Source organism: Kribbella sp. VKM Ac-2566 (assembly GCF_004366005.1).
Classification (GTDB): domain Bacteria; phylum Actinomycetota; class Actinomycetes; order Propionibacteriales; family Kribbellaceae; genus Kribbella; species Kribbella pratensis.
Map to the genome: position 1 here is coordinate 1,431,489 of NZ_SODT01000008.1, position 12,579 is coordinate 1,444,067.

Genomic DNA, 12,579 nt, shown 5'->3' on the forward strand with positions numbered 1-12,579 from the left:
ATCGATTTCTGAGATGTCTACCATCGTTGTCCCCGCTTTGAGAAGGGCTCGCCGGTGTCCAGTTGCCGAGCCCACTGCGGAGCGCCCTTGCCGGACAGGCGAGACTGGACCCCGCACACAACTTGAGACTGCGGGAGATTTCGATGAGTTCTGCCAAAGCCCAGATCGGCGTCACCGGCCTCGCGGTGATGGGTCGCAACCTGGCCCGGAACCTCGCGCGCAACGGGTTCCGCGTCGCCCTCCACAACCGGTCCCAGGCCCGTACCGACGCGCTGGTCGCGGAGTTCGGCTCCGAGGGCGAGTTCGTCCCCTCCACGGACCTGGCGGGCTTCGTCGAGTCGCTGGAGCAGCCGCGCAAGGTGATCATCATGGTCAAGGCGGGCGCACCGACCGACGCGGTCATCGACGAACTGGTGCCGCTGCTGGACGAGGGCGACATCGTCGTCGACGCCGGGAACGCGCACTTCGCCGACACCCGGCGCCGCGAGGCCGCACTGAAGGAGAAGGGCCTGCACTTCGTCGGCAGCGGTGTGTCCGGCGGCGAGGAGGGGGCGCTGAACGGCCCGAGCATCATGCCGGGCGGCTCACCGGAGTCGTACGCGGCGCTGGAGCCGATGCTGACCAAGATCTCCGCGCACGTGAACGGCGAGCCGTGCTGCGTGCACGTCGGCCCGGACGGCGCCGGCCACTTCGTGAAGATGCTGCACAACGGCATCGAGTACGCCGACATGCAGTTGATCGCGGAGGCGTACGACCTGCTCCGCCACGTCCTCGGCCTGTCCCCCGCGGAGCTCGCGGACGTGTTCCGGGACTGGAACACCGGCGACCTCGAGTCGTTCCTGATCGAGATCACCGCCGAGGTTCTCAGCCAGACCGATCCCACCACCGGCGGCTCGTTCGTGGACATCGTCCTGGACCAGGCGGAGCAGAAGGGCACCGGCCGGTGGACCGTGCAGTCCGCGCTCGACCTGGGCATCCCGGTCAGCGGCATGGCCGAGGCCGTGTTCGCGCGGTCGCTGTCGGGTGACGTCGTACGGCGGGAGGCCGCTGCCGGCGTACTGCCCGGGCCTGGGGACGCGAAGGCCGACGTCGACCGGGACGCGTTCATCGACGACGTACGGCACGCGCTGTACTCGTCGAAGCTGGTCGCGTACGCGCAGGGCTTCGACGCGATCCGGGCGGCCAGCGACGAGTACGGGTGGAACGTCGACCTCGGTGCGATGGCGACGATCTGGCGCGGCGGCTGCATCATCCGGGCGCGGTTCCTGGACCGCATCAAGGAGGCGTACGACCGCAACCCGGAGCTGCCGTCGCTGCTGGTCGACGACTACTTCCGGGATGCGGTCGGGAACGGGCAGGACGCGTGGCGCCGGGTCGTCGCGACCGCGGCGACCGTCGGCGTACCGGCTCCTGGGTTCGCGGCGGCGCTGTCGTACTACGACGGCCTGCGGGCCGAGCGGCTGCCTGCTGCCCTGATCCAGGGCCTGCGCGACCTGTTCGGGGCGCACACCTACAAGCGCGTCGACCGTGAGGGCAGCTTCCACCTCGAGTGGTCCGGTGACCGCTCCGAGGCGACCGCGTAGACGACAACCGCAGCAACACACAGGAAGCCTGCTGCTCCGACGCCGGCCACGTTGAACCCGTGTACGGCGTCGGAGTGTGCGGCTACTGTTCCTGCGACTGTGCTGAGTAGCGCCGTACCCAGCGATGCACCGACCTGCTGGGACGTCATGACCATGGCGCCGGCCACTGCACTGTCAGCACCGGCTCCGAGGGTCGCAGTGCTGTTGGCGGTGATCAGGACCCAGCCGGTGCCCAGACCGACCAGCAGGAACACCGGCATGACCTGCAGCCAGTAGCTGGAGTCCGGGCGCAGGAGACCGAGCAGCGCGAGACCTGCCGCGATGGTGAGCAGTCCAGGACAGATGAGCGCGCGCACGCTCGCCCTGGCCAGCAGGCGGCTCACCGCACGTACGCCGACCATCAGTCCGACTGTCAGCGGGAGAAAACCCAGACCGGCCCGGATCGGCGAGTAGTGGCGGACGGTCTGCAGGTAGAACGTCAGGAAGAACAGCGCGGCGAAGATGCCGATCGCCAGGCTGAAGACGGCCAGGTACGAGGCACCTCGTTTGCGGTCTCGCACCACTCGTAGCGGCAGCAGTGGGGACGCCACTCGTGCCTGCACTGCCAGAAACGCCGCTAGCAGGGCCACGCCCGCGGCCAAGGACGCGTACGTCGCGGGCGCGCTCCAGCCATCCGACTCCGCTCGGCCGAATCCGAACACCACTGCCATCAGCCCCGTGGTGGCCAGCAGCGCACCCAGTACGTCGACTCGCACGCCTGCAGCGCGTTGCACCGGAGGTACGGCGTACAGGACCCCTGCCGCGGCCAGTGCGGCAATGGGAAGGTTGACGAACATGGACCAGCGCCAGTCCAAGTACTGCGTCAGCACGCCGCCGGCCAGGATGCCCAGTCCGGACGCGCTGCCCATGACGGCGCCGTAGATCCCGAACGCCTTTCCACGCTCCGCCGGTGCCGGGAACGAGGCCGCGAGCGTTGCCAGCACGGCTGGAGTCAGCAACGCGCCGAAGACGCCCTGCAGTGCACGTCCGGTAAGCAACATCGCCCCACCGGTCGCTGCCCCACCGAGCGCGGAGGCCAGGGCGAATCCGGTCAGCCCGATCAGGAGCGCTCGCCGACGCCCGATCAGGTCGCTCATCCGGCCGCCGAGCAGCAGGAGCCCGCCGTACCCGAGCGCGAAGAGGGTGATCACCCACTGCCGTGACGGGTCCGACAGCCCCAGGTCCTGCTGCATCGACGGCAGCGCGATGTTCACGATCGTCAGATCGATCCCCACCATCAACTGCGCCGTCGCCACCGCGCCAAGCGCCCACCACCGCCGCGTCACGGCCGACGGGGGTGCGGTTCGTGTATCGAGTTCGCTCATGGTCATCCTTAGGTGAACAGCTGTAGTGCTACGACTGTAAGGCAACGTCCGTTGCAATACAATCGGGTTCATGGATGCTGGGACGACGCGGAGCCGGAACCGGCGCGGGCAGGGCGAGCTCCTGCGGCGCGAGATCATCGACGCCGCACTGCGGATGCTGAACGAGCTCGGCGACGACGAGGCACTCTCCTTGCGCGCGGTCGCGCGCGAGGTGGGGATCGCAGCGACCTCGGTGTACATCCACTTCACCGATCGGGATGAACTCGTCTTCGCGGCGCTCGAGCAGTCCACCGCCGACCTGCTGCGCGACCTCGAGCAGGCCGAAGCGAGCGGCGGCGACGATCCGGTACGCCGGCTACGCGCGCGACTCCTGTTCCTCGGCAGCTGGACACGCGAGTACGCCGGTCTGTACAAGGTGCTGCACGAGAGCACTCTGAACCGGCGGATGCATCTGGTCTTCAAGGAGGAGCTGTCGGTCCGCGCGATCGCCGCCGTTCAGGCCTGCATGGACGCGGGGCTCGCGCCGACGGACGACGCGGCGGCCGTGGCGCTCGACCTGCGCTCGGCGGTGCACGGCGCGGTCTCGATCCGCATCAACGAGCCGGAGGCCGATCTACCGCCCCTGGAGGAGCAGGTCGATCGATTTCTGCGCAAGCTGGTTGGCGTATCAATCGAACATGTGTTCTAATGGTCGTCCCGCGTCAGTCCCGAAGGAGATCGCCGCAACGATGACCGTAGACACTCTGGCAGTTGAGACGCCGTCCGACCTCGCCGACACTCCCGACCCGGCCAACCTGTCGACGGCCGCCCCCGAATCCCCTTCCACCCAGGAGCCGGACGCCCCGACGCCCGCGGAGCCCACCGAGGCCGTGAAGCCGAAGAAGGCGCCGGCCAAGAAGGCCGCGAGCAAGAAGACGAAAACCATTGAGCTGACGCTGACCGTCACCGGGACGGCGGACGGCGAGTGGCGCGCCGAGCTCAAGCAGGGCACGACGTACCTGGCCCGCGACCTGGCTGTCGCCGCGGCCGCCGTGTCGCGTGCGGCCAAGGAGCTGCACGAGGACCTGTCGACCCCGATCGACGAGGTCATCGAGGAAGCCCGCGCCCAGCAGGCCGCCAAGGTCGCCGCCCTCGAAGCCGAACTGGAAGCCGCCCGCAAGGCCCTCGCCGACCTCGACTGAGGCCAGCTGAGTCCTGCCTGATCCCGACGAACAGGCTCCCCGTGGTCGGTCACCTTCCCTGATCGACCATGGGCAGGTGGGTCCTGTCTGGTGATGCAGCGCCGTAGCGAGGAGGTGCTCGGTGCGGTGCATCGGCGTGCGGGGGCGAAGGTCTCGATGCGGAGCATCGTGGCCTTTGCACCCGTGCGGCGAGGTGCCGTGCCGAGTGCCCCGCAGTAGGCGATGGATCACCAGACAGGACCCTCGTGCAGAACCCGTCCGCGACCGTGTGAGGTGGTTGCGGACGGGTTCTGGAAACTCAGTCGGGCTGCCTACTCGGGCTGCGTCTGCAGGACGATGCGGAGGTTTGCCTTGGGCTGGTGCTGCCAGGCTTCCTCGGCCTGCTCGAGCGGGTAGGTCTCGATGATCGGCCGGACGTTCTTCAGGACCGCGAAGTTCAAGGTGTCCTCGGAGTCCTGAGCAACGCCGGAGTACCAACCGGACACCGACAACCGCCCGTCGGCGAGCACGTGACCAGTCACCTGGATCGGATCGCTGCCTTCCAGAACGATCAGCTGACCATTCGGTCGCAGGCCCTTCACCAGGTCCGACTGAAGCTCCCCGCGAGACACCGTCTCGAGAATCGCGGCCGCACCGCCGAGCGCTTTCAGCGCTTCACCGGCGTCACCCTCCGTGCTGTCGATGTACTCGTCCGCCCCGAGCTGCCGGGCGAGCTTCTCCTTGTCCCGTCCGCGATTGATCGCGACCGTCCGGAACCCCATCTTGTCGGCGAACTGGATCGCCAGATGGCCGACCCCGCCGACCCCTTGCAACGCGACCGTCTCCCCCGGCCCGGCGTGCGCGTGCCGGAGCGCGTTGAACGCGGTGATCCCGCCACACATCAACGGCGCCGCCTCCTCGAAGGACAGGCCCTCCGGGATCCGCGCCACCGCGTCCTGCGGCACCACCAGGTACTCGGCGTACCCGCCGTCGTACGACGTCCCGACGATCGTCCGGCTGACGCAGTTCGTGAAGTCGCCGCGCCGGCAGAACTCGCAGGTGAAGTCGACGCCGCCGGACCAGCCCACGCCGACCCGCTGCCCGGCCTCCCAGACCGTGACCCCGGCGCCGACCGCGTCCACGACGCCGGCGATCTCGTGGCCGGGGATCCGCGGCAGCGTCGTACCGAAGAGCGCGTTCCGCGGGATCGCGTCACCGCCGCAGATTCCGCAGGCGTACACCTTGACCCGGATCTGCCCTTCCGCGGGCTCCGGGATCGGTACGTCGGTGACGACGAACGGACCGCCCGCCTGCTGGACCTGGGCCGCACGCATTGTTCCAGTCATTGCTCTCCTCAGAGGTCAGTGCATTCCGCCGTCGGCGACGATCTGCTGCCCGGTGATCAGGCCGGCCTCGTCGCTCGCGAGGAACGCCGCGATACCGGCGACGTCCTCGGTGGTGCCCAGCCGGCCGATCGGCACCATCGCGACCAGGCTCTGCTTGTACTCGTCGTTCGCCGGGTCGGTGAAGATCCCGGCGCCGTCGATCGGGCCCGGGACGATCGTGTTCACGGTGATCCCGCGCGGTCCGAGCTCGAGCGCGAGCACGCGCGCCAGGTAGCCGGTCGCGACCTTGCTGGTGCCGTACAGGCCGACGCCCAACTGCGGGACTGTCGTGGTGTTCGACGAGATCGTGATGATGCGGCCGTTGTCCGCGATCCGCCGGGCCGCTTCGCGCAGCACGAAGTACGGGCCCTTGGTGTTGACCCGGAACAGCAGGTCGAAGTCCTCCTCGGTGACGTCGGCCACCGGGACGTTGACCTTCTCCATACCGGCGTTCGCGACCACGATGTCGACCTGGCCGAACTCGTCGAGCGTCGCGTCGTACAGCCGCTGGATGCCGTCGACCTCGGACACGTCGGCGGCCACGGAGATCGCCCGGACACCGAGCGCCTTCGCGGCGTCGAGGACTTCGGCCGCGGCGGACTCGTCGCGGGAGTAGTTGACCACGACATTCGCGCCCTGGGCGGCGAGCCGGAGCAGGATCGCCCGTCCCAGTCCCTTCGACGAACCGGTGACGAGCGCCGTTCTCCCCTGCAGCGTCATCCTCTGCCTTCTCCCGTCAAGTGGCTTGTCTCGATCGTCCCGCCAGATCGGGCGGTGTGGAAACAGAGACTTCTTGGCGAGGGCACAACAGATCGTTGTGCCACCATGGGAGGCGTGGATCTGAGCTTGCGGCTGTTGCAGTCGCTCGAGGCCGTCGCCGCGGAAGGCAGCATGACGCGGGCGGCGCGGACCCTCAACCTGACGCAGCAGGCGGTCAGCGGACAGATCCGGCAACTGGAGCGCGTGGTCGGTACGCCGCTGGTCGAGCGGCGCCCGACCGGGATCGAGCTGACCGCGGCCGGGGAGGTCGTGCTCAAGCAAGGCGCGGCGCTGCTGTCGTCGGCGCAGGCCATGGTGGCCGAAGCGCGGCTGGCGGCGGCCGGGCGACCGGATCCGCTACGGATCGCGTTCAAGGCGCAGAGTACGGCGCATTTCATGCCGGCGGTCGAGGCCGCGCTCCGGCAGGAGGCGCCCGAGCTCGAGCTCCGGCCGATCGCGTCGCACACGCTGCCGGACGAGATCGACGCGCTGATCGAGGGGCGGGCCGACGCGGCGTTCCTGTGGCTGCCGATCGGGGACGATCCGCGGTTCACGATCCATCCGCTGATGCCGGAGGACCGCTGGGTCGCGCTGCCGCCCGGGCATCCGCTGGAGTCGCGAACGACGCTGCGGATCGCGGAGCTCGCCGACGTACCGGTCATCGGCCCTCGGGACGGGATGCCCGCGGCCGTGGTCGACTTCTGGTTCATCGATCCGCGCCCGGACGGCACCCGCGCGCTCTTCGGACCGCAGGCCCGGACGCCCGAAGAGTGCCTGCACCTGGTGGCGGCGGGTCACGGCTGCTGGATCGCGCCGGCCTCCACGGTCACGTACTTCGCGCATCCGCGACTCACCTGGCTGCCGCTCGTCGACGCCGAGCCGAACGTACTCGCCCTGATCTGGCCCAAGCACAGCGCGAACCCGATGCTCCACCTGCTCCTGGAACAGACCCGGCACGCCCTCAAGACCTTGCCGACAGCAACAACCTGACCGGCTCCGGGCGGTCGGCGCCCCGACCGTCGAACGGCGAATGAACGGGATGTGACGGAAACGGCACGCCGAAGTGGTGGGCGGGGGTGCTGGGTTGGCCTTACCGTGGGTGACCTGGGCCGGGTCGGTGGGCCTTGATCTGGTCGAGGGGTTTGGCCGCTCCGGGGTGAGAAGGGGTCAGATGAGCACTTTCCAGGACTTGGGTTCGCTGCTGATGGTGCGCGGCGCCGACGAGATCGACCACGCGGGCGGAAGCCTGTACGTCCACCTGCATCGCGTGGCCAAGCGCCTCAGCTCCCTCGGTGCGTCCGACACCCTGGTGCTGGCCGGCCTCGCCCACGCCGCGTACGGGACCGACGGCTTCCCGACCCATCTCTTCGACTGGCAGACCGAGCGCCCCGTCCTGGAGGCGGTGATCGGCCCCGAGGCCGAGCTGATCGTCTATCGGTACGGCGCCTGCGACCGGGAGACCACCTGGCGCGACCTCGCCGAGCACCGCACCGTGGCGGACCGCTTCACCGGTACGTCGGAGGAGCTCGGCACCGAGGACCTCCGCGACTTCGTCGACCTGACGATCGTCAACGAGCTCGACGTCCTCGACCACGATGCCGAACGTGCCCCCGAGCTGCGCGCGTTCCTCCAGGAACAGATCCCGCGCTGGCAGTCACTCGCCTCCCCCGCGGTCCTCACCGAGTCCCAACGCATCCTCCAGCTGTGACAAACAGGAGCCTGCAAAACTAGGAGCTGTGAAACGGTTCCTGTGGCGGGGGTTCTTGGGACTTCTCGGGCTCTGGCTGGTCGTCACCGCGGCATCTCTCGGCTACAACCTCGTCACCAACGGAACCGCGGCACCACCACCGGGCCTCAAGTACGTACAGGCCGGCGACGTCCACACCCGTTACGGCACCTGGGGTACGTCGGGAGCACCCGTCGTACTTGTGCACGGGTCAGCGGAGTCCGTCGACACGTGGTCGCGGCTGGTACCGCTGCTCGCCACCAACCATCGCGTGTACGCGTACGACATCACCGGATACGGGTACTCCGAGCGCAAGGCGCCGTACACGATCGAGCATCTCGCGGCGCAGCTGCTCGGCTTCCTGGACGCCATGCACCTCGGTGGTCCGGGTGAGCCGCGGCCGATCCTGGTCGGGCACTCGCTCGGCGCCGGGATCGCGGCCGAGGCGACGCTGGAGGCGCCGGACCGGATCGGCGGGATCATGTTCCTCGACGGTGACGGGTTGCCGTTGCCGGGCGGGCAGGCCGGACCGCCGCGGTGGCTGATCGTCCCGCCGTACCGGACGTCGCTGTTCCGGCTGGTGCTCGACCAGGGCTGGCTGCTGAAGAAGATCTACAACAACGTCTGCTCCCCCGACTGCCCGGAGATGGTGGTCGACGACTGGACCCGGCCGTTCCGGCAGCCCGGTGCCGAGAAGGCGGTCTGGCAGATGACCGCGCACGGCATCCCCGCGGTCGCTCCCGAGCGGCTGGCGAAGCTGAGCGCTCTGATGCTCCCCAAAGCGGTCGTTTTCGGCGTCGACGACACGAACGGCGGTAACGCGGTCGAGACCGCGACCCGCATCGGCGCCCCAGCGCCGACGCTGATCCCGGACGCCAATCACCTCACGCCGATCTCCCACCCGGCCGAGGTGGCGGCCGCGATCAACACACTTCGCTGATCGCAGATTTCTGGAAATCCGGCGGCCGCCGACGGATGATCGGGGTATGGCCCGTTACGAAGTGGTTGCGCGCGCGAAGCCCGATCGTCGACTGTCCGACGCCGACTACATCGACCTCGCCCTGAACTCGTGGTCCTTGGACAAGGGCCTGCGGTTCCAGCGGATCGAGGATCTGCCGGACGGGTCGATCGCGGTCGTCCTGCAGCAGAAGATGTCGCCGCGCAAGCACGACACGGCCTGCGACCTGGCGAACCGGAGCCTGGCCCAGCTCGGCATCCCGGCCAGCCAGGTCCAGCAGATCGACCTGCACCGGATGACCCGCAAGGGCGGCCGCGCGCTGGTCCGCTCGTGGGTCGGCCCCAACAACCCGCCGGGCCCCGGCACCGCCGGCGACCGCGAGCCCCGGCGTCCGAAGCCGACGCCGCCGCACCTGCAGGCCTACCTCAAGGAGTGAAGACCTCGAACCGAGTGCCGTACTTCGTGCCCAGCTGGGCACCGGCCGGCCGTGAGGTGCCTTCGAGGAACTCCTCTGGGTCGAAATGCGGCCAGTTCAGCCCGTCGATGTAGGCCTTGTGCGCCTTCAGCGACTGCACTCCGACGTCGAACGTGTCGGTGGTGTCCGCCCCGTGCCGCGCGGCGGGTGACCCGGCCGCCCAGACCTGCCGTACGCCGTCCCACTTGTCGCCGGCGTCCGGGAAGATCCACCGGTTCGCGGCGTCCCGGACCGCGTCGAGCGTGGCGCGGCCGGTGTTGATGTGGTCGGCCTGGTTCAGCAGGACGTCGCCGTCCCAGGTGTCGCGGAAGTTGTTCGTGATGACGATCTCCGGCTGGTGCCGGCGGATCACGGCGGCGATCACGCGGCGGAGCGCCACGCCGTACTCGATGGTGCCGTCAGGCTGGCCCAGGAACTCGACCGCGGAGACGCCGACGATCCGGGACGACTCGATCTGCTCGGCCTCGCGCAGCGGGCCGGACTCGGCCGGGTCGACGCCGTCGATGCCCGCCTCGCCGGAGGTCAGCAGGCAGTACACGATCTGTTTGCCCTGTCCGGTCCAGCGCGCGATCGCGGCCGCCGTACCGAACTCCAGGTCGTCCGGGTGCGCGACCACGGCCAGCGCCTTCTGCCAGTCCTCGACCACGGGCTCCAGCCGTTCCACAATGCTCATGACCGCAGGCTAGTCCCCGAAGACCTGCCGGGTGTAGGCGTTGCCGAACGTCCGCCGCGGATCCAGCCGGTCGCGGACCGCCAGGAAATCGTCGAAGCGCGGGTAGCGGCCGCGCAGGTCGTCCGCCGTGAGGGTGTGCAGCTTGCCCCAGTGCGGCCGGCCGCCGTAGTCGGCGACGATGTTCTCGAAGGCCCGGAAGTACGGGTCGTGCGGCAGCCGGTGGTACTGGTGGATCGCGACGTACGCCGTCTCGCGCCCGGATGCCGTGGACAGCCAGATGTCGTCCGGCGCGGCCACCCGGACCTCGATCGGGAACGGGATCCGCGACTCCGACGCGTCGATCCACGCCCGCAGCCGGCGGATCACGTCGACGACGTGCTCACGCGGCACGGCGTACTCCGACTCGCGGAAGATCACGTTCCGCTCGGAACAGAACACCTTGTACGACGCGTCGACGTACTCCCGGGCCGACAGTGCGCGCGAGGCGAGCCGGTTGATCCGCGGCACCATCGCGGGCTGCCGGACCGCGAGCCGGTTGGTCAGCTCGAAGACCTTGTTCGACAGCAGTTCGTCGTCGATCCAGCCACGGATCCGGCCGACCGGCGAGGCGCCGACGCCCGGGGCGACCCGGTTGTTCCGCTTGGTGAGCGCGATCTCGGTGTGCGGGAACCAGTAGAACTCGAAGTGGTCGTTGCCGTCAGCAAGCTCGCCGAACCCGTCGAGGACCTCGCCGAGCGGCAGCGGCATCTCCTGCGCGCGCAGCAGGAACGCCGGCACGCACTGCAGGGTCAGCGAACTGATCACGCCGAGCGCGCCGACCGAGACCCGGGCCGCGGCGAACACGTCCGGGTTCTCCTCGGCCGAGCAGTGCAGCACCGAGCCGTCCGCGGTGACCAGGTCGAGCGCGACGACCTGCGTGGCCAGACCGCCGAGCCGCGCACCGGTCCCGTGCGTGCCGGTCGAGATCGCACCGGAGACGGTCTGCTTGTCGATGTCGCCGAGGTTGGCCATCGCCAGGTCGAACGCGGCCAGGCCCGCGTTCAGCTTCCGCAGTCCGGTGCCGGCACCGACCGTGACGCGGCCGGACTCCTTGTCGGCGTGGACGATCGAGGACAGTCCGTCCAGCCGGATCATCACCTGCTGCGGCACCGAGCAGCCTGTGAACGAGTGCCCGGAACCGACCGCTTTGAGCTTCTTGCCCTGCTCGGCCGCGGATTTGACCGCGGCCGCGAGCTCGTCGGCAGAACCTGGTCGCAGGGTCTCGATCCCGGTCGCCGACTCGGTACCGGCCCAGTTCCGCCAGGTGCTCATCCGAAGTTCTTCCCTTCACCTCGGTAGGTGACGAGCTCGGTCACCTCATCACCGTCAACGGCGTGCACGACGTCGAACCGCTCCAGCATCTCGCCTGCCTTCGCGTACCGCATCCACACTCTGTCGCCGATTCGCAGCCGATCGGCCGATGCTCCCTGGACCGGAGTCTGCACCTCGCCGGCGCCTTCGGTGCCCAGCAGCTTCAGTCCCGACGGCGCGGCGGGCAGCGGCAGCCGCGACTTCTTCGCCGGCCCCGAGGCCACGTACCCACCGCCGAAGAGCGTGGCGATCCGCGGCGCGGGCCGCCGTACGACGTCCAGCGCGTAGGCCATCGCGTGCTCGGGCTGAAAGACGTCGTACTTGTCGAAAAGGGTCGGACCGTAGAGACCGGAGCCGGCGGTGACCTCGGTGACGACCGGGTCGGCGCTGCTGATCTCCAGGCTGCCCGTCCCGCCGCTGTTGACGATCCGGAGCGGCGCGACCTGCTTGACCGCGTCGACGACCGCGCCGCGCCGGTCGGCGAGCTCGGCGGCCGAACGGCGCTTCACCCAGCGGACGGCGGGCGACGTGTCGGGGAGGCCGGCGATCTGCGCCTCGTAGAACATCACGCCGGTCAGCTCGAACGCGTCGTCCGCGGCGACGGTGCGCGCCAGCGCCGCCACGTCGGACGGGGTCCGCAGCGGCGACCGCCGTACGCCGAGATGCTGGCCGAAGATTCGCAGCGAGGCGTCCACGTCGAGGCAGATCTGGATCCGCGCGGTGCCGGTCGCGGCGGCCTTGACGTATCCGAGGTGCTCCGGCGAGTCGATCATCAGCGTGATCCGGGACGCCGCCTCGGGGTCCTCGGAGAGCTCGCGAAGCGCGGTCCGGTGGGTCGTCGGGTAGCCGAGCAGGATGTCGTCGACACCGTTGCGGGCCAGCCAGAGCGCTTCGGGGAGCGCGTAGCTCATCACGCCGTGGAACCCGGGCCGCTCGAGCGCGGCCGTGATCAGCGCGCGGCAGCGGACCGACTTGGACGCGATCCGGATCGGCGTGCCGGCGGCGCGCCGGACCAGATCGTCGGCGTTCCGCCGGAACGCGGCGAGGTCGATCACCGCGTACGGCGCGTCCAGCCGCGCGGTCAGACGGGTATACCGGTCGAAGTCACCCATAACCGGAGTGTAGGACACGAAATACTGAAAGGTA

Annotated in this window: 13 protein-coding genes; 7 read left to right on the forward strand and 6 right to left on the reverse strand. The window is 69.4% G+C overall.

What is annotated here, in order from left to right:
- The first annotated feature begins 143 nt into the window (after positions 1-143).
- The gene (gene gndA, locus EV647_RS09795) at positions 144-1,583 is read left to right on the forward strand and encodes an NADP-dependent phosphogluconate dehydrogenase (RefSeq protein WP_134001155.1); all 1,440 of its coding nucleotides are present in this window, start codon (positions 144-146) and stop codon (positions 1,581-1,583) included.
- Here the strand turns inward: gndA and EV647_RS09800 are convergent.
- Positions 1,511-2,947: an MFS transporter gene (locus tag EV647_RS09800; RefSeq protein ID WP_202876088.1), complete on the reverse strand. Its 1,437-nt coding sequence runs from the start codon at positions 2,945-2,947 to the stop codon at positions 1,511-1,513. The two genes, gndA and EV647_RS09800, sit on opposite strands and share 73 nt — an antisense overlap.
- Before the next feature lie 70 nt (positions 2,948-3,017).
- Here EV647_RS09800 and EV647_RS09805 point away from each other — a divergent pair, with 70 nt between their 5' ends.
- Positions 3,018-3,635: a TetR/AcrR family transcriptional regulator gene (locus EV647_RS09805; protein WP_134001159.1), complete on the forward strand. Its 618-nt coding sequence runs from the start codon at positions 3,018-3,020 to the stop codon at positions 3,633-3,635.
- Positions 3,636-3,675: 40 nt separating this feature from the next.
- The gene (locus EV647_RS09810; protein ID WP_134001161.1) at positions 3,676-4,128 is read left to right on the forward strand and encodes a DUF6319 family protein; all 453 of its coding nucleotides are present in this window, start codon (positions 3,676-3,678) and stop codon (positions 4,126-4,128) included.
- Positions 4,129-4,439: 311 nt separating this feature from the next.
- Here EV647_RS09810 and EV647_RS09815 read toward each other — a convergent pair whose 3' ends face one another.
- Positions 4,440-5,453, reverse strand: a complete 1,014-nt coding sequence (locus EV647_RS09815; protein WP_134001163.1) for an alcohol dehydrogenase catalytic domain-containing protein — start codon at positions 5,451-5,453, stop codon at positions 4,440-4,442.
- Positions 5,454-5,468: 15 nt separating this feature from the next.
- The gene (locus EV647_RS09820) at positions 5,469-6,212 is read right to left on the reverse strand and encodes a glucose 1-dehydrogenase (RefSeq protein WP_134001165.1); all 744 of its coding nucleotides are present in this window, start codon (positions 6,210-6,212) and stop codon (positions 5,469-5,471) included.
- Between the two features lie 114 nt (positions 6,213-6,326).
- Here EV647_RS09820 and EV647_RS09825 point away from each other — a divergent pair, with 114 nt between their 5' ends.
- From EV647_RS09825 to EV647_RS09840, 4 genes are all read left to right on the forward strand, one after another.
- A complete protein-coding gene (locus tag EV647_RS09825) occupies positions 6,327-7,241 on the forward strand; it encodes a LysR family transcriptional regulator (protein WP_166680265.1) in 915 nt (304 codons plus the stop codon).
- 181 nt (positions 7,242-7,422) lie between these two features.
- A complete protein-coding gene (locus EV647_RS09830; RefSeq protein ID WP_134001169.1) occupies positions 7,423-7,959 on the forward strand; it encodes a DUF6817 domain-containing protein in 537 nt (178 codons plus the stop codon).
- 28 nt (positions 7,960-7,987) lie between these two features.
- Positions 7,988-8,917 (forward strand): alpha/beta fold hydrolase, encoded by a 930-nt coding sequence (locus EV647_RS09835; RefSeq protein ID WP_166680266.1) that lies wholly within the window; start codon positions 7,988-7,990, stop codon positions 8,915-8,917.
- A gap of 46 nt (positions 8,918-8,963) precedes the next feature.
- Positions 8,964-9,371: a hypothetical protein gene (locus EV647_RS09840; RefSeq protein ID WP_134001173.1), complete on the forward strand. Its 408-nt coding sequence runs from the start codon at positions 8,964-8,966 to the stop codon at positions 9,369-9,371.
- On the opposite strand, the gene EV647_RS09845 is transcribed toward EV647_RS09840, so the two are convergent.
- The 3 genes from EV647_RS09845 to EV647_RS09855 are packed head-to-tail and all read right to left on the reverse strand — an operon-like array spanning position 9,361 to position 12,545.
- Positions 9,361-10,083, reverse strand: coding sequence for a PIG-L deacetylase family protein (locus EV647_RS09845; protein WP_134001175.1), 723 nt, complete (start codon positions 10,081-10,083; stop codon positions 9,361-9,363). The genes EV647_RS09840 and EV647_RS09845 overlap by 11 nt on opposite strands.
- A gap of 9 nt (positions 10,084-10,092) precedes the next feature.
- Complete coding sequence (locus tag EV647_RS09850; RefSeq protein ID WP_134001177.1) at positions 10,093-11,394, reverse strand: D-arabinono-1,4-lactone oxidase; 1,302 nt, start codon at positions 11,392-11,394, stop codon at positions 10,093-10,095.
- Complete coding sequence (locus EV647_RS09855) at positions 11,391-12,545, reverse strand: amino acid deaminase/aldolase (RefSeq protein WP_134001179.1); 1,155 nt, start codon at positions 12,543-12,545, stop codon at positions 11,391-11,393. The genes EV647_RS09850 and EV647_RS09855 overlap by 4 nt, the downstream gene beginning before the upstream one ends.
- Between the last annotated feature and the right edge of the window lie 34 nt (positions 12,546-12,579).

What these genes read in the sequence shown, in the direction of transcription:
- EV647_RS09855 (WP_134001179.1), bottom strand. Translation starts at nt 12,545, where the DNA reads ATGGGTGACTTCGACCGGTATACCCGTCTGACCGCGCGGCTGGACGCG.
- EV647_RS09800 (WP_202876088.1), bottom strand. Translation starts at nt 2,947, where the DNA reads ATGAGCGAACTCGATACACGAACCGCACCCCCGTCGGCCGTGACGCGG.
- EV647_RS09810 (WP_134001161.1), top strand. Translation starts at nt 3,676, where the DNA reads ATGACCGTAGACACTCTGGCAGTTGAGACGCCGTCCGACCTCGCCGAC.
- EV647_RS09805 (WP_134001159.1), top strand. Translation starts at nt 3,018, where the DNA reads ATGGATGCTGGGACGACGCGGAGCCGGAACCGGCGCGGGCAGGGCGAG.
- EV647_RS09815 (WP_134001163.1), bottom strand. Translation starts at nt 5,453, where the DNA reads ATGACTGGAACAATGCGTGCGGCCCAGGTCCAGCAGGCGGGCGGTCCG.
- EV647_RS09840 (WP_134001173.1), top strand. Translation starts at nt 8,964, where the DNA reads ATGGCCCGTTACGAAGTGGTTGCGCGCGCGAAGCCCGATCGTCGACTG.
- EV647_RS09830 (WP_134001169.1), top strand. Translation starts at nt 7,423, where the DNA reads ATGAGCACTTTCCAGGACTTGGGTTCGCTGCTGATGGTGCGCGGCGCC.
- EV647_RS09820 (WP_134001165.1), bottom strand. Translation starts at nt 6,212, where the DNA reads ATGACGCTGCAGGGGAGAACGGCGCTCGTCACCGGTTCGTCGAAGGGA.
- EV647_RS09850 (WP_134001177.1), bottom strand. Translation starts at nt 11,394, where the DNA reads ATGAGCACCTGGCGGAACTGGGCCGGTACCGAGTCGGCGACCGGGATC.
- gndA (WP_134001155.1), top strand. Translation starts at nt 144, where the DNA reads ATGAGTTCTGCCAAAGCCCAGATCGGCGTCACCGGCCTCGCGGTGATG.
- EV647_RS09845 (WP_134001175.1), bottom strand. Translation starts at nt 10,083, where the DNA reads ATGAGCATTGTGGAACGGCTGGAGCCCGTGGTCGAGGACTGGCAGAAG.